Origin of the sequence: Ramlibacter tataouinensis (assembly GCF_001580455.1) — a bacterium.
Classification (GTDB): domain Bacteria; phylum Pseudomonadota; class Gammaproteobacteria; order Burkholderiales; family Burkholderiaceae_C; genus Ramlibacter; species Ramlibacter tataouinensis_B.
In genome coordinates, this window is the sequence record NZ_CP010951.1 from 2,478,234 (window position 1) to 2,495,000 (window position 16,767).

The following is a 16,767-nucleotide window of genomic DNA, read 5'->3' on the forward strand; positions in this document are numbered from 1 at the left end:
TCCTTAGAGCTCGTTGTTGATGACGGAACGCACTTCCTCGACCCCGATCACTTCGGACAGCACGACCGGCGGCCGTCCCTGGCGGTACACGACGTAGACCGGCACGCCGCTGCGACCCAGTTGCGCCAGCGCCTCGGTGATCGCCGGATCGCGGCGAGTCCAGTCGGCGCGCAACAAGGCGAAGTTACGCGATTCGAAGTCGGCCAGCACTTCCCGATCCGTCAGCGTGGTCTTCTTGTTGTACTGGCAGGTGACGCACCAGGCGGCCGTGAAGTCGACGAACACGGGGCGGCCTTCGGCCAGCAGCTGGTCCACGCGGCCGGGCGCCCAGGCCTGCCAGCGCTCCTGCGCCCCGGCCGGTTGCGCCGTCGCCACCCGGGTGATGGCGCCGCCGGCCGTCCAGGCCAGCAGGCCGAAACTGGCCAGCGCCAGCGCGCCCAGCGCCAGCCGGACGCGGCCGCGCAAGGTGAGCGCCCAGACCGTCATGCTGAGCGCCACCAGCAGCGCCAGCAGCGCGCCGGCGCCATCGATGCCGCTCTGCTGGCCGAGCACCCAGACCAGCCAAACGACAGTGCCGAACATCGGGAAAGCCATCAGGCGGCGGAAGGTCTCCATCCACGCCCCGGGCCGCGGCAGCCAGCGCGCCACCGGCGGCACCCAGCTGGCCACCAGGTAGGGCAGGGCCATGCCCAGGCCCAGCACGGCGAAGATGGCCAGCGCCTCGGCCGCCGGCAGCGCGATGGCAAGGCCGAGCGAGGCGCCCATGAAGGGCGCGGTGCAGGGCGAAGCGACCGCGACCGCCAGCACCCCGGTGAGGAAGGCGTCGGCCACCGGGTGCTTGGCCTGCATGGTGGCCCAGCGGCTGGGCAGGAAAGAGCGGAACTCGAACACGCCGGCCAGGTTGAGGCCGATGATGGTGAACAGCGCCGCCAGCACGGCCACCACCGCCGGCGATTGCAGCTGGAAGCCCCAGCCCAGCTGCTCGCCGGCCGCCCGCAGCGCCAGCATCAGCGCCGCCAGCCCGGCGAATGAGACGACCACCCCGGCCGTGTAGGCGAGCCCGCTGATGCGGTGGCCCCGGTGGTCGTCGGCGTGGCGGGTGAAGCCCACCACCTTGATCGCCAGGATCGGGAACACGCAGGGCATCAGGTTGAGGATCAGCCCGCCCAGCAGCGCGCCGAGCAGCGCGGCGGCGAAGCCGATGGACGGCGTCGCCGGCGCTCGCGCGTTCTCGCGCAGCGCCGCTTCCAGCGAAGGCGGCAGGCCGGCCGGCGCCGCCTGCGCGGCCGGCCAGGCGCCGACCACCTTCAGTTCGGTGCGCCAGCCCTGGCCATTCGAGGCCAGCACCACCGGCATCGCCGTCGGGCTCGCGGCGCGCTGTGGCGACAGCGGCACCTGGGCCGTCCAGGCCTCGCCTTTCCAGGCCTGCGTCCACTGCGCGCCGGTCTCGACCACTTCACCGGTCTCGGGGAAGAACTCCAGTGGCTTGCCGCGCAAGGTCGCCGGCAGGCCCTGCACGGTGATGGCCAATGCGCTGCCTTCGATGCGCGCGGTGCTGCCACCGCCGTCCAGCGGCCGCGGCTGGGCGTCGAACGCCTGCTGGAACTGCGCGGCGTTCAGCGCCGTGGTGCTGCGCGCCGGCACCTTGAGCACGAAGTCGCCTTCTTCCGGGATGCACTCCTTCTTGCACACCAGCCAGTTGGCCTTGAGGCGCACCTCGAGGTCGCCCGCCAGCGGGGCCTTGAACTCCGGCGTGATGGTGAGCGGCACCGGCAGCAACACCGTGCCCTCGTAGCCGTAGTTGGCCAGCGCGCCGATCGGGATCTTCCGGGGCACCGGCCAGGCGATCTCGCCAGCCTCCACGCCGCGCGGCAGCGTCCAGGTCAGCTGGGTCGGCAGGCCCGAATCACCCGAGTTCTTCCAGTAGGTATGCCACTCCGGCTTGTGCGCCAGTTGCAGGCCCAGCCACACTTGCCTGCCGGGCGCGATGCCGTCCGGCGCGTGGGCCAGCAACTCGGCGCGCACCCGATCGGTGGTGACCACGCTCTTGGCCCCGCCTTGGGCCGCGGCCAGCAGCGGCAGCAGGGCCACCATGGCCAACACGCCAAACCGGCGCAGCGAATCCATTCCAAACTTCATTCTGCAAACCCCAGCACCACGCGCCGCGTGGTGGCACTCTTCTTTTCAATCCTGGTGACGACGACCGCGCCGATCTCGGCGGTGTTGGCCACGTGCGTTCCGCCGCAGGGCTGGAAATCGATCTGCTCGCCCTGGCCGATGCGGATGGTGCGCACCTGGCCGGTGCCGCGCGGCGGCTGCACCGACATGCTCTTGACCAGCGCCGGGTTGGCATCGAGCTCGGCGTCGCTGATCGCGCCGATCTGCACCGGATGGCCTGCGGCCACCAGGCGCGCGATGCCCTGCGTGAGCGCGTCCTTGTCGAGCGGGTCGGTCATGTTGAAATCCAGCCGGGCATATTCCGCTGTGATCGAACAGCCGTTCACAAGTTGCGGCACCAGGTGGCACAGCAGGTGGGTGGCGGTGTGGAAGCGCATGTGCCGGTGCCGGCGCGCCCAGTCCACGCGCGCGGTCACGGCGTCGCCCGGCTTCAGCTCGGCCACCAGCTCATCCTGGCCGGGCGCCGGCAGGTGGGCGATGTCGGCGGTGGCGCGGCCCTCGGCGTCCTTGCACTTGCGCGTATCCGCGACGGCGAGTTGCCGGCCATCGGCCAGCACCAGGACACCGCTGTCGCCGGCCTGGCCGCCGCCGACCGGATAGAACACCGTGCGGTCCAGCACGATGCCCTGCTCCCCCACCGAGGCAATGGTCGCGCTGCACTCCTTCAGGTAGGCGTCCTGGCGAAATAACTCTTGGGTCATGACCGAATTGTCGCGGGTTTGGAAACCGGCGCTCCGTGCGGAAATTGTTGGCATTCGAGGCGCCGGCGCCCCGGCTGGCGTGCCCGGCGCGCCTGGCCTACAGTGAATGCATGACCGACCAGAGCCTCACCCGCTTCCTCGCCCCCGAGGGCGGTGACGCCGACCCGGCCGAGACCGCCGAGTGGCGCGCGGCCTTCCAGTCACTGGTGGCCGCCGAAGGCCCGGCGCGGGCGCGGTTCATCCTCGACCAGTTGGCGGCGCTGGCGCGCGATCCGCACGTCGCCTGGTCGCCGGAGCTGGCCACGCCCTACGTCAACACCATCCCGGTCGACCAGCAGCCGGCCTTCCCGGGCGATCTGGCGATCGAGGAGAAGCTGGCTTCGCTGATGCGCTGGAACGCGCTGGCGATGGTGGCGCGCGCGAACACCGCCTACGGCGAGCTGGGCGGCCACATCGCCAGCTACGCCAGCGCGGCCGACCTGTTCGAAGTCGGCTTCAACCACTTCTTCCGGGCGCGCAGCGAGGCGCAGGGGGGCGACCTGGTGTTCTTCCAGGCGCACAGCGCGCCCGGCGTGTACGCGCGGGCCTTCCTCGAGGGCCGGCTGACGCAAGCCGATCTGGCGCACTACCGCCAGGAGATCACGGCGCCCCAGCACGGCGCCCGAGGACTTTCGAGCTACCCGCATCCCTGGCTGATGCCGGACTTCTGGCAGTTCCCGACCGGCTCGATGGGGATCGGCCCGATCAGCTCGATCTACCACGCGCGCTTCATGCGCTACCTCACGCACCGCCGGTTGCTCAACTGCGGCGGCCGCAAGGTCTGGGGCGTGTTCGGTGACGGCGAGATGGACGAACCCGAGAGCATGAGCGCGCTCACGCTGGCCTCGCGCGAGCGGCTGGACAACCTGGTGTGGGTGGTCAACTGCAACCTGCAGCGCCTGGACGGCCCGGTGCGCGGCAACGGGCGCATCGTCGACGAACTGGAGAAGCTGTTTCGCGGCGCCGGCTGGAACGTGATCAAGCTGCTGTGGGGCAGCGATTGGGACGGGCTGTTCGCGCGCGACCTCACCGGGGCGCTGGCGCGCGCCTTCGCCAATACGGTGGACGGCCAGATGCAGACCTTCGCCGCCAAGGACGGCCGCTTCAACCGGGACAACTTCTTCGGACAGAACGAGGAACTGGCGCGGCTGGCGCAGGGCATGACCGATGAACAGATCGACCGCCTCAAGCGCGGCGGGCACGACCTGGTGAAGATCCATGCCGCCTACGCGGCAGCCAGCCGGCATGTGGGCGAGCCGACCGTGGTGCTGGCGCACACCAAGAAGGGCTACGGCATGGGCGCGGCGGGCCAGGGCCGCATGACCACGCACAGCCAGAAGAAGATGGACGAGGCGGCGGTGATCGAGTTCCGCAACCGCTTCAACCTGCCGCTGTCGGACGAGCAGGCCCGGGGGCTCGAGTTCTTCAAGCCGCCCGCCGATTCGCCGGAGATGCGCTACCTGCTCGAGCATCGCGAGCGGCTGGGCGGCTCCATCCCGCGAAGGCAAGCGGGCGCGCCCGCCCTGCAGGTGCCGGCGCTGGCCAGCTACGCGGCCTTCGCCACCGGCGCCGGCGGCAAGGAGATGTCCACCACCATGGCCTTCGTCCGGTTGCTGGGCAACCTGCTGAAGGACGAGCGGCTGGGACCGCGCATCGTGCCCATCGTCGCCGACGAGGCGCGCACCTTCGGCATGGCCAACCTGTTCAAGCAGGTGGGCATCTATTCGAGCGTGGGGCAGCGCTACGAGCCCGAGGACATCGGCTCGGTGCTGTCGTACCGCGAGGCGCTGGACGGGCAGATCCTGGAGGAAGGCATCAGCGAAGCCGGCGCCATCGCCAGCTGGACCGCCGCGGCCACCAGCTACAGCGTGCACGGCTTTCCGATGCTGCCCTTCTACATCTACTACTCGATGTTCGGCTTCCAGCGCGTGGGCGACGCGATCTGGGCTGCGGCCGACCAGCGCGCGCGCGGCTTCCTCCTGGGCGCGACCTCGGGCCGCACGACGCTGGGCGGCGAAGGGCTGCAGCATCAGGACGGCGGCAGCCACCTGGTGGCGGCGACCATCCCCAATTGCAAGGCCTACGACCCGGCCTTTGCCGGCGAGATGGCCGCGATCATCGACTTCGGCATGCGCGAGATGCTGGTCGACCAGCAGGACGTGTTCTATTACCTCACGCTCATGAACGAGAACTACGCGCAGCCCGACCTGCCGGCGGATGCGCAGCAGGGCGTGGTGCGCGGCGGCTACCGCTTCGGCGCATTCGGCGAAGGGGCGCCGCGGGTGACGCTGCTCGGGTCGGGCGCGATCCTGACCGAAGTGATCAAGGCGGCGCGGCAGCTGGCCGAAGAGGGCGTCGCCAGCGAGGTGTTCAGCATCACGAGCTGGAGCGAGCTCGCGCGCGACGGCCTGCACTGCGAGCAGCGGGCGCTGCGCGGCGAAGGGCACACCGAGCCCTGGCTGCACCGGCTGTTCGCCGGCAGCTCGGTGCCCATGGTGGCGGCCAGCGACTACGTGCGGGCGCTGCCGGAAAGCATCGCGCCCTGGCTGCCACCCGGGCGGCGCTACGTCGCCCTGGGCACCGATGGGTTCGGCCGCAGCGACACGCGGGCCGCGCTGCGGCAGCTGTTTGGCGTGGACGCCGCGCATATCGCCTGGACGGCCAGGCGCCTGCTGTCCTAGGGCGCATGTTGCCCGGGCCCGCGCTGTAACATGCGCCCATGGCCATCCCCCGCTTCTGGGACGATCTCAAGACCACCGATTTCGCGCAACTCGATGCGGCGCGCACCGTCGCCCTGCTGCCGCTCGGGGCTACCGAGCAGCACGGGCCGCACCTGCCGCTGTCGGTGGACCGGTTGCTGGTGGACGCGATCGTCGGCGCCGCGCTGCCGGCGCTGCCGCAGGACCTGCCGGTGCTGGTGCTGCCCACGCAGCAGGTCGGCTACAGCCCGGAGCACACGGCCTTCGCCGGCACCCTCACCTTGCCCTACGAAACCGTGCTGGCCAGCTGGGTCGCGCTGGGCGAATGCGTGGCGCGTGCCGGCGTGCGCAAGCTGCTGCTGTTCAACGCCCACGGCGGCCAGGCCAGCCTGATGGACATCGCCGCGCGTGAACTGCGCGCGCGCGGCCTGGTCGCCTACAGCTGCAGCTGGTGGAACCTGCCGCTGGGCGACGAGGTCAAGGGGCTGTTCACCGCCGACGAACACCGCTTCGGGATCCACGCCGGCGAGATCGAGACCTCGATGGTGCTGGCGCTGCGGCCGCAGTCGGTGGCCATGGCGCAGGCGCGCGATTTCGATTCCACTTCGCGCCAGCGCGCCGCCGCCTATCCCATTCTCGGCAACGGCGTGAGCGCCAAGCTGGGCTGGCACATGCAGGACTACAACGCACAGGGCGCGGCTGGCAATGCCGCCGCCGCCACGCCGGAGAAGGGGCGCGCGCTGGTCGAGGCCGCTGGGCGCCAGCTGGCCTTGCTGCTGCAGGAACTCTCGCTGTTGCCGCTGTCTACCCGCGTCGATCATCAGCAAGGTCCTGCGGGGGGCCCGCAAGGCCACTGATGGCGCTGGGCGCCTCCCTGCGCAGATTGAGATGCATGCCGGTCACGACCGGCGCTATCCGGCCGCAAGTCCGTGGTCGACGGCCCGCAGCACTTGGTGGGCATCGTGTCGATCGGCGACATCGCCGCCAAAGTCCCCGAGAACGAAGAAGAGACGTCGGCCTCTCGCTCGGCGATATCTCGGCACCGGCGGAGCCGGACCGCTCGAGCCCGTCGCGGCCCAGCGGCAGCGCAGGCGGCGGTGCCGCCAAGCTCCGCCGTCAAGCGCCGCGCTGAAAAAAAGCAACAGCTCATCCGTGCGTATTTCACGCACCAGCCTGGTTTGCATGAGGTTGCGCAGGGGCTCTGTCGGACCTGTGCTGTGTGTCACACACAGGTCACTCGACGATTCCTACACTGGCGGCAAGAGAGGAACGAACATGAGATTTGCCGCTGTATCCCCGCGCACGCCCGAGACCCGCCCGAGCGCAGCAGAAGTCGTCCGCCGGCTGGTGGGCGGGGAAGGCAAATCGGCCGAAGCGCAGCAAGACGCGAAAAAATCGCCGGAGCCGCCGCTGGACCTGGACCAGCGTGTGCGGCTCGTCGGCGAGTGGTAGGCGGGCAGTAGCCCCGCGCCGCGCAGGAAACAGCGCTTCGGCGCGTCAAAAGAGCGCCTCGGCGCTCTTTTTGTTTTTGAGGTCAGCGAGCGCCGCCGGAGCCGCCCGAGCTGCCGCCGGCCGCATTGCGGGCCTTGTTGCTCTGGCTGCGCGCCATGCCGCCCTTGCGGCCCGCTTCGCGTGCCTCTTCGGAAGTGAACTCGTGCGCCGTGCCCTTTTCGTGGGCCGCGCGTCCGCCTTCGCTGGCGATCTCGCGCTGGCGCTGCGGGTCCATCGATGCAAAGCCGCGATTGGAGCGCTTGCCTTCGTTGCCCTGGGTGCTGGATGCCATGATCGGAGACTCCTGGTTCAAAAAACTGCTGGGGAATGCATGACTGCTTGTGCCGCAGCCATGGGCCCCATTGGGCGTGCATAACGAAGCCCCGCTCGTCAGGAAAGACAAGTCGTCAGTTGTAGGACGGAGCCTTGCCGGGTTACGTGCGGTTGCTATGGTTTCGGTAGCACGCAACCTTGCAGCCGCGCAAGCAGCGGGCCCGCCTCGCTTGATACAGCATGACCGGAAACTGCTTCATCTGTGCCCGTATGCTTCAGGCTCGCCAGCAGGCGCGAAAGCTGTGCCGCGGAGGGCTGCACCGGACCGAAGAACAGCGGCTGGCTCCCCCGGGCCACCAGCACCGTCGGGAAGGTTTCGATCTCCACATCGCCCATTGCATCGGCCTCGTCCTCGACGTCGACCCAGGCGAAGCGCAACTGCGGATGCGAAGCGGCTGTCTCATCGAAGGCCGCGCGCCAGCTGCGGCAGACGTTGCACCATTCGGCGCAGAGGCAGACCACCCACCAGGGAGAAGCCGTGCTGGAGGCGGGGCGCGTCATGACCGCAGTTTAGCGGCGACTCAGGCGTAGGTGACCCACTTCGCGTACTGCGGGTCTTCCAGGTGCGGAATGGCGTTGTAGCTGACCAGCATGTGGCGCTTGGGCGTGAAGGCGAACTCCGTGATCGCGCTGTTGCGGATCCGCATATTCAGTTCGATCGTCGTGTCCGGGCTGGCGCCCAGCACCAGGCCCACCGCGGTGGCGATGGGGCCGCCGCTGGAGACCAGCAGCACGCTCTGGCCAAAGTGGTTGGCGCGCACGTGATCGAGCGCGCCCGCCACGCCCGCCACGAAGTCACGGTAGCTGGGCATCCCTTGCGGCGCGACGGCGCCGGCCATCCACTGGGCCAGGCCGCCACGCAGCAGGCGGAAGTGATGGCGGTACATCTCGGGCGAGGTGGGCTTTTGCAGCGGCTCGGGGTGCACGCAGGCGATCACGGCCTGGCTGTCGTACTCGTTCAGGCCGTCCCAGGACAGGTGTTCGCTCGCGTGATTCATCCCTTCGAGGATGCCTGCGAGTGTCTGCTTGTGCCGGCGCAAGGTGCCGGCGATCAGCGCGTCGAAGCGAATGCCTTTCCACGCGAAGTATTCGCCCAGGCGCACGCTCTGCTTGCGCCCCAGTTCGCTGAGCTGGTCGTAGTCGTCAGCGCCGAAGGAGGCTTGCCCGTGCCGGACCAGGTAGAGGGTTCCCATGCACGGATTCTGTCGTCCGGCGCGCCGCAGGCAAGTCGCCGCAGCGACGCCTCAAAGTCCGCCGGAGGTCAGCCGCACTTCACCCTTGGGGGTCGCCAGCGTCGCGATGAGCTCGGGGGCGCCGTCCTGCACCGGCACGCCGGACAGGCCGACGGCGCTATAGGCGGCTCGCAACTGCGCCGCCTCCGGCGACCGGGCATGCAGGGACTTCAGCGAGAGCCCGGCGTCCGGCATGCCGTCGCAGGGATGGGCCTGGCCCCATTCGATGAGTGTGGGCAGCGCGCCGTGGAACAGGCGCTGGCCGTCGTCGCGCACGCTGATCTTCCAGCGCAGCGTCCCGGACGGGGTGGCCCGCTCAGCGCGGAGCAGCGGCCCGCGCGCGATGCCCAAGCGGTCGAGGGCTGCTACAGCGCCGGCGCCATCGCTTGTCCGCGCGACGAAATGCACGAGGCGCGGGCCCTGGGCCACAGCCTGTCGGATCGCCGTGCCGTCGAGGTCGAACCAGCGCGTGCGCCCGGGATCCGGTGCCGCCGGATTGATGGCGATGATCTCCAGGTAGGCGCGCGGGTAGGCCGCCGAGGCGACCAGCAGCAGCCGGTTGTGCGTGCCCATCAGGGCATGCTCGCCGCCGGGGCCGGGTTCCACCCCCAGGGTGTCGCGGCACCAGGCCGCGCCTTGCGCCAGGCTGGCCGCAGCGACGACGAGGTGATCGACCTGACTCTGGATCACAGCAGCACCGTCCCGTCGACGCAGGTGACCGAATCGCCGCCGATCCAGATCTCGCCCTGGGCATCGCGTTCCACATGGACGCGGCCGGCGCGCGCCAGCACCGTGCCCTGGCTGGCCACATAGCGCGGCGGCGCGAGGCCCGCGCCGATCAGCCACTGCGCCAACGCGGCGTTGAGGCTGCCGGTCACCGGGTCTTCGGCCATGCCGTTGTTCCCGGGGAAGAAGGCGCGCACCTCGAACGCGCAGTCATCGGCCGGTGCGCGCGGTGCGACCACGCCGACCTTGCCGCGCGGGCCCACCACGCCGACGTCGAGCCCGGCCAAGAGGGTGGCGTCGGGCCGCAGGGCGAGCACCTGCTCGGCGGACCTGAGCATCACGCCGCGCCAGTTGGGTCCGTTGTCGCACCAGGCGTGCTGCACGATGTCAGCGCGGGCGATGCCCAGGCCGCGGGCGATCAGCGCGACGTCCTCTTCGGGCAGCGGGCCACCCTTGCGCAACGGCGGCGCAGCGAACGCCAGCCGCGCGCCATCGCGCCGCAGTTTGACCAGTCCGATGCCGCACTCCTGCACCACGTATTCGCCCGCCGGCTGGCCGCCCGCTTCCAGCCAGGCATGGCAGCTGCCCAGGGTCGGATGGCCGGCGAACGGCAACTCGCGCCCCGGGCAAAAGATGCGCACCCGGTAGTCCGCCCCGGGCATCGTGGGCGGCAGGAAGAAGGTGGCCTCCGAGAGGTTGGTCCAGTTCGTGAAGTGCTGCATCTCCTCGTCGGACAGGCCGGCGCCGTCGAGGATGACAGCCAGCGGATTGCCGCGGTAGGGCTGCGCGGTGAAGACGTCGACTTGCTTGAAAGGGCGCTGGCGCATGGTGTCAACTGAGGGAAAGGTCGAGGACGCCGCGGGCGGCGGGCAGGGCGCGCAGGACTTGATACCAGCGGCGCAGGTGCGGGTGCTCGCGGTGGGCGAGCGGGAGCCCCCACCAGCGGTGCATCTCGCAGGCGATGGGGATGTCGGCCATGGTCAGGCGTTCACCGGCCATGAACGGGCGTGCGGCGAGCCGCGCATCGAGCGTGGCCAGCAGCGGTTCGGTCGCGCTCACCGACGCGGCGAGCGCATCGGCGTTGCGCCGGTCCGCCGGCGTGCGAATCAACTGGATGAAGGCCTCGCGCCCGGCCGGGTTCAAGGTGGTCTGCTGCCAGTCCATCCAGCGCTCGGCGTCGAATCGCTGCCGCAGGTCCTGCGGGTAGAGGTCACCCGCCTCATGCTTCGCGCACAGGTAGCGCACGATCACGTTCGACTCCCACAGTGCGAAGCCCTCGTCCTCCAGCGTCGGCACCAGGGCGTTCGGGTTGCGCGCCAGGTACTCGGGGGTCTTGACGATCCCGAAGGCCGCCCCGGCATCGATGCGCTCGAAGGGCAGCTCCAGCAGCTGGGCGGTCAAGACCACCTTGCGCACGTTGATGGACGAGATCCGGCCCCAGATCTTCAGCATGGCGACTACTCCCGGGCGTATGCGCGGATGCTGGCCGCCAGCGCGGCGATGCCGGCATCGATTTGCTCCACTGTGGCCGTGACGAAGGACAAGCGCAAGCTCCTCGAATCCGCTTGCTGGGCGTAGAACGGCGCACCGGGCACGAAGGCGACACCCTGGGCCACGGCCTTGGGCAGCAGTTCGATCGCATCCATGCCCTGCGGCAGCCGGGCCCAGAGGAACATGCCGCCGTCGGGCGCGTTCCACTCGAGGCTCAGGCCCTGCATCTCGCGCGCCAGCGCCGCGAGCATGGCATCGCGCTGCGACTTGTAGAGCGACCGGATCGCCGGCACGTGCCGCGCCAGGAAACTCTCCTTCATCACTTCGGCGGCCACGCGCTGGTTGAAGCCGGGGGTGTGCAGGTCGGCCGCCTGCTTGGCCTGCAGCAGCTTCGGGTAGAGTGCGGCCGGCGCGACCATGAACCCCAGCCGCAGGCTGGGCGCCAGCACTTTGGAGAAGGAACCCAGGTACACGCAGCCCTCCGGGTTGCGGCTGGTCAGCGGCGGCGGCGGCGCGGCGTCGAACCACAGCTCGCCGTAGGGGTTGTCCTCCACGATCGGCAGGCCCAGCGCAGCGGCGCGCTGCGACAGCGCCGCACGGCGGTCCTCGCTCATGGTGCGGCCGGTCGGGTTCTGGAAGTTTGGCAGGACATACAGGAATCGCGCATCGGTGGCCTGCCGCGACAGGTCGTCCAGGTCCAGCCCGCCGGCGTCGCTGGCGACGCCGATCACCTCCGGCTCCATGGGGGCAAAGGCCTGCAGCGCGCCGAGGTAGGTCGGCGTCTCGACCAGGATGCGCGAGCCGGCGTCCACCAGCACCTTGGCGACCAGGTCCAGGCCCTGCTGCGAGCCGGTCGTGATCAGCACCTGCGCGGGGTCGACCTGCCACGGGAGCATCGCCGCCACCATCTCGCGCAAGGGGCCATAGCCTTCGCTGGCGGCGTACTGGAGGGCCGCCTGGCCATCGTCGCGCAGCACCTTGGCGCAGGCCTCCTGGAAGGCTGCGACGGGGAAGGTTTTGGGCGAGGGCAGCCCGCCGGCGAAGCTGATGATCCCGGGCCGCTCGGTGACCTTGAGGATCTCGCGGATGAAGGAGGGGTTCATCCGCTGCGCGCGGCTGGCCAGGCGCCAGTTCGTCTGGGGGAGCTCGTTCAGTTTCATGGGTCGTTCCGGGAGGATGTCAGGCAAGGGAGCGCACCGGCATGCGCCGGCCGATGATGACGGTGGCCATGACCGCCGCGGCGAAGCCGAGCGTCATGGGATCGATGCTTTCGCCCAGCAGGGGCACGGCGAACAGCATGCTGAGGAAAGGCTGGATCAGCTGCACCTGGCTCACGCGCACCGTGCCGCCGAGGGCCAGCGCCCGGTACCAGGCGAAGAAGCCGATCCACATCGAGAACACGGCGACGTAGCCGAAGGCCCACCAGGCGGCGGCGGGCACCGCTGCCGCGGGCCGCAGCACCAAGGCGCCGGGAAGCGTGACCGGCAGCGCGATCACCAGCGCCCAGCAGATCACATGCTCGGCGCGCATGCGTTGCGACAGCAGCGCGCCCCAGCCGTAGCCGACCGCGGCGCAGGCCATGGCGGCCAGCAGCATCAGGTCGGCCGCCTGCACCGGCGAAGCGCCGGCGCCCGAGTGCATCAGCGCGAAGCCCACCACCAGGGCGCTGCCCAGCGCGCCGCAGGCCCAGAAAGCCGCCGAAGGCCGCTGGCGATGCAGCCATGCGCCCGTGACGGCGGTGGCCAGCGGCAGCACGGCCAGGATCACGCTGGCGTGGACCGCTTCCACATGGCGCATCGCGATGGAGGTGAGCAGGGGAAAGCCGAACACCACCCCGCCGGCGACGATCGCCAGCGGCGCCCAGTCGCCACGCCGGGGCAGCGGCGCGCGCGTGGCGAGCAGGAACAGTGCGGACAGCAGGCCGGCGACGGCGGCCCGGCCGATCGCGATGAACCCGCCCGACAGCTGGGGCATTTCGGCCGTGCCCACGGCCAGCCGGGTCATCGGCAGGGTCAGCGCGAACATGGCGACGCCAGCTGCGCCCAGCCACAGGCCCCGGATCTCACTGGATCTCATCGGGCGGCCTTTCGTGCTTGCGGTGTCATGCGGCCCACTGTAATCTTCGGCGTCAATACACGAGCAGTACAGTTGATCCAGTCACTCGGCGTCCTGTACTGCTGCCCGCGGCAATACACGAAAGCTCGCCATGCTGATGAAGGCCTCCTCGCAATCGCTCACCGAGCAGCTGTCGGCGCGCTTCGCGCAGCGCATCCGCGACCGGCTGCTGGCGCCGGGCGCGCGGCTGCCCTCGGTGCGCCAGTGCGCCCTGCAGCAGGGCGTGAGTCCGTCCACCGTGGTCGCGGCCTACGACCAGCTGCTGGCGCAGGGCCTGGTGGAGGCGCGCAAGAACCGCGGCTTTTTCGTGCGCGAAAGCCGCATCGAAGGGCCCGCCGGGGCGCGGGTGGCGGCGGGCACCGAGCCGGCGTCCCCCGCGTCGCGCGGCCACGTGCCGGTCGACGCGACGGCGCTGATCCGCGGCATGTTCCACAAGATCAGCCACAAGCCGCAGCCGGGCATGGGCGTCTTTCCGCCGGACTGGCTGGAGTCCACCTTCATGCCGGCCGCGGTCCGCAAGGTGACGGGCACGCGCGCCCTGCTGGACTTCTCGCTGCAGTACGGCGAACCGCACGGCGATGGCGGCTTGCGGCGCGCGCTGTCGAACAAGCTCGCGAACATCAATGTGCAGGCGGCGCCCGAGAACATCATCACCACGGTTGGCGCCACGCATGCGCTGGACATCGTCAGCCGCACCCTGCTGCGTCCCGGCGATCACGTGATGGTCGAAGAGCCGGGCTGGGCGGTGGAGTTCGCGCGGCTCACGGCGCTTGGAATGCGCCTGCTGCCGGTGCCGCGGCGTCCGGACGGGCCCGACCTGGAAGTGATGACCCGCTACTGCGAAGTCCACCAGCCCAAGCTGTACGTAAGCGTCAGCGTGCTGCACAACCCCACCGGTCACTGCCTCACGCCCGGCAGCGCCCACCGCCTGCTGCAGTTGGCAAGCCGGCACGACTTCCACATCGTCGAGGACGACACCTACAGCCACATCGCGCCCGAGCACGCCACGCGCCTGTGCGCGCTCGACGGCTTGCAGCGCACCATCCACGTGAGCGGCTTCGCCAAGATCCTGGCGCCGAACTGGCGCGTGGGCTTCCTGGCGGCCAACCCGGCGCTGATCGAGCGGCTGCTGGACACCAAGCTGCTCACCACGTTGACCACGCCGGCACTGCTGGAGCGGGCGCTGGCGCTGTGCATTGAGCAAGGCCAGCTGCGGCGGCACGCCGAGCGCATCCGCACCCGGCTGGACGCCGCCCGCAGCCGCAGCGTCAAGCTGGCGCTGCAGGCCGGATGCCGCTTCGCGGCCGAGCCCGCCGGCCTGTTCGGTTGGGTGGACACCGGGGTGGACACGGATGCCCTGGCGCAGCGCATGCTGGACGACGGCTACCTGCTCGCGCCCGGCGCGCTGTTCCATGCCGACCGCAAGCCCTCGACGCTGATGCGCATCAACTTCGCGACCACGCAGGAGGCGGCGTTCTGGAAGCGCTATTCGGAACTCGTGCGGACGATGTGATGCCGATGTCGGCCAAGGCCTAGAGCATCTCGTCCGGCGCGAAAGGCGCGATCAGCCGCACCAGCATCTTCCGCGTGGTGCTCGCTTCGGGCTCGCTGGTCGCGTCCTGGAAGGCTGCGCCCTGCGGCGCGCGCCACGCCAAGCCGCCGCCGGCCAGCTCGAGCCGGTAGGCGCCGGCCTTGATCATGGCCTCGATGCGCCCCTGCGTCGCGCGCGCGAGCGCGGCACTGCGGATCAGCAGGGCCACCTCGCTGTTGCTGCGCTGGGAGCGCAGGTCCAGGTTCATGGAGCCGATCACGCTGAGGCGGCCGTCGATCACCACCGCCTTCGAGTGCAGGCTGGGGCGAGAGGAACCGCTGCGGGAGCCGGTGGCGGATGATTCCCCGCCGGCGGAGCCGCTGGCGCCGTTGGCCTCGGGCCCGGCCCGCATCTCGTACAGCTCGATCCCGAGCGCCAGCAGGTCCTTGCGGTACCGGGCATACCCCGCATGGGCCGCCAGCGCGTCGTTGGAGGCAAGCGAATTGGTGAGCACCCGCACCTTGACGCCCCGGCCCTTCAGGCGCCGGAACAGATCCATCATCGCGGTGCCCGGGACGAAGTAGGGCGAGACGATCAGCACGTCCTCCCGCGCGCCATCCATCAGCTGCAGCAGGCCGTCGACCACGGTGTCGCCCGCGGCCAGCTCGTCGTCGCCGGGGCCGATCTTGTCGGGATGGTCCTGCATCAGCACGGCCGGCGCCCACACCAGGCGCAGCCGCGCCAGGTCCAGCGATGCAGGCAGTGGTGGGGCCGCCGCTGCGGGCGTGACGTTCGGCAGCACCGGCGCCGAGGCTGCGGCCTGCGACGCTATCGCAGGGAGCGCGCCAGGGGTTCCGCTCGGCGTGGCCGTGTCGCGCAGCCGCTCCAGATCGGCGGCCGACACCAGCGTGTGCATCGGGTAGGCGAGCTCGTCGTTCCAGTAGCGGTCGAAGCTGGCCGACATGTCGCGCACGATGCGGCCGGCCGCCAGCACATCGAGGTCGACAAAGCTGCTCTTGTCATCACCGCCGAAATACGCGTCCCCGAGGTTGCGGCCTCCCGTGATTCCGATCGCGTTGTCGGCGATGAACAATTTGTTGTGCATCCGCTTCTGGATCCGCGAGGCGTCGTTGAGCGAGGTGACCAGCCGCCCGACCAGCGATGCGCGCGATCCGGTCAGCGGATTGAACAGGCGGATCTCGATGTGGGGCTCGAACGCCAGCCTGAGCACCTGAGCGTCCTTGCCCACGGTGTTGAAGTCGTCCAGCAGGAGGCGCACGCGCACGCCGCGCCGTGCCGCCTGCCGCAGTGCCTGCAGCAGCCGCTCCGTGCTGGCATCGGCGTGAACCGCGTAGTACTGCAGGTCCAGGCTGCGTTGCGCAGCCTCGATCAGGGCGAGGCGTCCCGCGAACGCCGCCTCCACGCCATCCAGCAGCATGAAGCCGGAGCCCTGCTGCGCGCCGGCCTGGGCGCGGCCCTGGGCCACCAGGCGGCCCAGGGCGGTCTGGTCGGGCGCGGCGAAGGCTTGGGAGGGTGTGCGTTGGTCGTTGGCCGGCAGGCTGGCACAGCCGGCCGCCCAGCCGAGGAGCAAGATGGCCAGCAGCGAGCGCCACGCGTGTGGCGAAGCTGCATGCCGCAGCGACCAGCGAGTGGCGATGGCGACCATGTCAGGTGCACTCTAGCCTGCAAGCCGGCCGTCGGGACGCCGCTCAAGTCAGCGGTGCACGCCTGTACCTGACAGACAAATGCTCAAGCGCCGCTGCCCAGGGTTTCCCAGCGCTCCAGCGCTGTCATCAATTCGTCCTCGATCTGGGCACTGCGCTGCAGCAGCGATGCCGCGCGGGCGCCGTCGCGCGCATACAGGCTGCCGTCCTCGAGCTCGTCATGAATCGACTGCTGCTCCTGCTCCAGCGCCTCGATCAGGGCGGGCAGCGCGTCGAGCTCGCGCTGCTCCTTGTAGCTCAGTTTTCGCTTGCCGGCTGGCGGCGCGGGCGTGGTGGCGGCCTTGGGCGCTGGCGCGCTCGCGGCCGGGGCGGGGGCGGGCGCTGCCAGCGCCCGGGCGCGCCGCGACTGGGTGAGCCAGTCCTGCACGCCGCCCTCGTACTCACGCCAGCGGCCCTCGCCCTCGAAAACGACGGTGCTGGTCACCACGTTGTCCAGGAAAGCGCGGTCGTGGCTCACCAGAAAGACGGTGCCATCGTAGTTCTGCAGCAAGTCCTCCAGCAGTTCGA

16 protein-coding genes (1 of these 16 cut by a window edge) are annotated in these 16,767 nt (G+C 70.2%); 4 read left to right on the plus strand and 12 right to left on the minus strand.

The window, feature by feature from the left end:
- Positions 1 to 3 precede the first annotated feature (3 nt).
- Together UC35_RS11995 and UC35_RS12000 are read right to left on the minus strand one after the other, a co-directional pair.
- Positions 4 to 2,094, minus strand: a complete 2,091-nt coding sequence (locus tag UC35_RS11995) for a protein-disulfide reductase DsbD family protein (protein WP_061503809.1) — start codon at positions 2,092 to 2,094, stop codon at positions 4 to 6.
- Positions 2,095 to 2,135: 41 nt separating this feature from the next.
- The gene (locus tag UC35_RS12000) at positions 2,136 to 2,879 is read right to left on the minus strand and encodes an alanyl-tRNA editing protein (protein WP_061499810.1); all 744 of its coding nucleotides are present in this window, start codon (positions 2,877 to 2,879) and stop codon (positions 2,136 to 2,138) included.
- A 110-nt stretch (positions 2,880 to 2,989) separates the two neighbouring features.
- Here UC35_RS12000 and mdeB point away from each other — a divergent pair, with 110 nt between their 5' ends.
- The 3 genes from mdeB to UC35_RS23930 all read left to right on the plus strand — a co-directional run bounded on the left by mdeB (position 2,990) and on the right by UC35_RS23930 (position 7,069).
- Positions 2,990 to 5,599: an alpha-ketoglutarate dehydrogenase gene (gene mdeB, locus UC35_RS12005; RefSeq protein ID WP_061503810.1), complete on the plus strand. Its 2,610-nt coding sequence runs from the start codon at positions 2,990 to 2,992 to the stop codon at positions 5,597 to 5,599.
- 38 nt (positions 5,600 to 5,637) lie between these two features.
- Positions 5,638 to 6,474 (plus strand): creatininase family protein, encoded by an 837-nt coding sequence (locus UC35_RS12010; protein WP_061499813.1) that lies wholly within the window; start codon positions 5,638 to 5,640, stop codon positions 6,472 to 6,474.
- A 418-nt stretch (positions 6,475 to 6,892) separates the two neighbouring features.
- Positions 6,893 to 7,069: a hypothetical protein gene (locus UC35_RS23930; RefSeq protein WP_158513888.1), complete on the plus strand. Its 177-nt coding sequence runs from the start codon at positions 6,893 to 6,895 to the stop codon at positions 7,067 to 7,069.
- Between the two features lie 82 nt (positions 7,070 to 7,151).
- On the opposite strand, the gene UC35_RS12015 is transcribed toward UC35_RS23930, so the two are convergent.
- From UC35_RS12015 to UC35_RS12050, 8 genes are all read right to left on the minus strand, one after another.
- Positions 7,152 to 7,400 (minus strand): KGG domain-containing protein, encoded by a 249-nt coding sequence (locus tag UC35_RS12015; RefSeq protein ID WP_061499816.1) that lies wholly within the window; start codon positions 7,398 to 7,400, stop codon positions 7,152 to 7,154.
- A 155-nt stretch (positions 7,401 to 7,555) separates the two neighbouring features.
- On the minus strand, positions 7,556 to 7,942 hold the full coding sequence (locus UC35_RS12020) for a thioredoxin family protein (RefSeq protein ID WP_061499819.1): 387 nt from the start codon (positions 7,940 to 7,942) through the stop codon (positions 7,556 to 7,558).
- A gap of 20 nt (positions 7,943 to 7,962) precedes the next feature.
- The gene (locus tag UC35_RS12025; protein ID WP_061499821.1) at positions 7,963 to 8,634 is read right to left on the minus strand and encodes a histidine phosphatase family protein; all 672 of its coding nucleotides are present in this window, start codon (positions 8,632 to 8,634) and stop codon (positions 7,963 to 7,965) included.
- Positions 8,635 to 8,685: 51 nt separating this feature from the next.
- Positions 8,686 to 9,360, minus strand: a complete 675-nt coding sequence (locus UC35_RS12030) for a VOC family protein (protein ID WP_061503811.1) — start codon at positions 9,358 to 9,360, stop codon at positions 8,686 to 8,688.
- Positions 9,360 to 10,226, minus strand: a complete 867-nt coding sequence (locus UC35_RS12035; protein ID WP_061499824.1) for a PhzF family phenazine biosynthesis protein — start codon at positions 10,224 to 10,226, stop codon at positions 9,360 to 9,362. Before UC35_RS12035 ends, UC35_RS12030 begins: the two co-directional genes overlap by 1 nt.
- 4 nt (positions 10,227 to 10,230) lie before the next feature.
- Positions 10,231 to 10,851 (minus strand): glutathione S-transferase family protein, encoded by a 621-nt coding sequence (locus tag UC35_RS12040; protein ID WP_061499827.1) that lies wholly within the window; start codon positions 10,849 to 10,851, stop codon positions 10,231 to 10,233.
- Positions 10,852 to 10,856: 5 nt separating this feature from the next.
- A complete protein-coding gene (locus UC35_RS12045) occupies positions 10,857 to 12,050 on the minus strand; it encodes a PLP-dependent aminotransferase family protein (protein WP_061499830.1) in 1,194 nt (397 codons plus the stop codon).
- A 19-nt stretch (positions 12,051 to 12,069) separates the two neighbouring features.
- Positions 12,070 to 12,966, minus strand: coding sequence for a DMT family transporter (locus tag UC35_RS12050; protein ID WP_061499848.1), 897 nt, complete (start codon positions 12,964 to 12,966; stop codon positions 12,070 to 12,072).
- 130 nt (positions 12,967 to 13,096) lie between these two features.
- Here UC35_RS12050 and UC35_RS12055 point away from each other — a divergent pair, with 130 nt between their 5' ends.
- Positions 13,097 to 14,518 carry a PLP-dependent aminotransferase family protein gene (locus tag UC35_RS12055; protein WP_061499850.1) on the plus strand — a complete coding sequence of 474 codons (1,422 nt, stop codon included), beginning with the start codon at positions 13,097 to 13,099 and terminating at the stop codon, positions 14,516 to 14,518.
- A 19-nt stretch (positions 14,519 to 14,537) separates the two neighbouring features.
- Here UC35_RS12055 and UC35_RS12060 read toward each other — a convergent pair whose 3' ends face one another.
- Positions 14,538 to 16,202 carry a phospholipase D-like domain-containing protein gene (locus UC35_RS12060; protein ID WP_061499853.1) on the minus strand — a complete coding sequence of 555 codons (1,665 nt, stop codon included), beginning with the start codon at positions 16,200 to 16,202 and terminating at the stop codon, positions 14,538 to 14,540.
- A gap of 83 nt (positions 16,203 to 16,285) precedes the next feature.
- A protein-coding gene (locus UC35_RS12065) for an ATP-binding cassette domain-containing protein (protein ID WP_061499856.1) crosses the window boundary here: on the minus strand, positions 16,286 to 16,767 show its end. Its footprint extends 1,390 nt past the window's final position; only the last 482 of its 1,872 coding nucleotides appear in the window; its start codon lies beyond the right edge, outside the window; its stop codon occupies positions 16,286 to 16,288.

What these genes read in the sequence shown, in the direction of transcription:
- UC35_RS11995 (WP_061503809.1), bottom strand. Translation starts at nt 2,094, where the DNA reads ATGGTGGCCCTGCTGCCGCTGCTGGCCGCGGCCCAAGGCGGGGCCAAG.
- UC35_RS12000 (WP_061499810.1), bottom strand. Translation starts at nt 2,879, where the DNA reads ATGACCCAAGAGTTATTTCGCCAGGACGCCTACCTGAAGGAGTGCAGC.
- mdeB (WP_061503810.1), top strand. Translation starts at nt 2,990, where the DNA reads ATGACCGACCAGAGCCTCACCCGCTTCCTCGCCCCCGAGGGCGGTGAC.
- UC35_RS12010 (WP_061499813.1), top strand. Translation starts at nt 5,638, where the DNA reads ATGGCCATCCCCCGCTTCTGGGACGATCTCAAGACCACCGATTTCGCG.
- UC35_RS23930 (WP_158513888.1), top strand. Translation starts at nt 6,893, where the DNA reads ATGAGATTTGCCGCTGTATCCCCGCGCACGCCCGAGACCCGCCCGAGC.
- UC35_RS12015 (WP_061499816.1), bottom strand. Translation starts at nt 7,400, where the DNA reads ATGGCATCCAGCACCCAGGGCAACGAAGGCAAGCGCTCCAATCGCGGC.
- UC35_RS12020 (WP_061499819.1), bottom strand. Translation starts at nt 7,942, where the DNA reads ATGACGCGCCCCGCCTCCAGCACGGCTTCTCCCTGGTGGGTGGTCTGC.
- UC35_RS12025 (WP_061499821.1), bottom strand. Translation starts at nt 8,634, where the DNA reads ATGGGAACCCTCTACCTGGTCCGGCACGGGCAAGCCTCCTTCGGCGCT.
- UC35_RS12035 (WP_061499824.1), bottom strand. Translation starts at nt 10,226, where the DNA reads ATGCGCCAGCGCCCTTTCAAGCAAGTCGACGTCTTCACCGCGCAGCCC.
- UC35_RS12040 (WP_061499827.1), bottom strand. Translation starts at nt 10,851, where the DNA reads ATGCTGAAGATCTGGGGCCGGATCTCGTCCATCAACGTGCGCAAGGTG.
- UC35_RS12045 (WP_061499830.1), bottom strand. Translation starts at nt 12,050, where the DNA reads ATGAAACTGAACGAGCTCCCCCAGACGAACTGGCGCCTGGCCAGCCGC.
- UC35_RS12050 (WP_061499848.1), bottom strand. Translation starts at nt 12,966, where the DNA reads ATGAGATCCAGTGAGATCCGGGGCCTGTGGCTGGGCGCAGCTGGCGTC.
- UC35_RS12055 (WP_061499850.1), top strand. Translation starts at nt 13,097, where the DNA reads ATGCTGATGAAGGCCTCCTCGCAATCGCTCACCGAGCAGCTGTCGGCG.
- UC35_RS12060 (WP_061499853.1), bottom strand. Translation starts at nt 16,202, where the DNA reads ATGGTCGCCATCGCCACTCGCTGGTCGCTGCGGCATGCAGCTTCGCCA.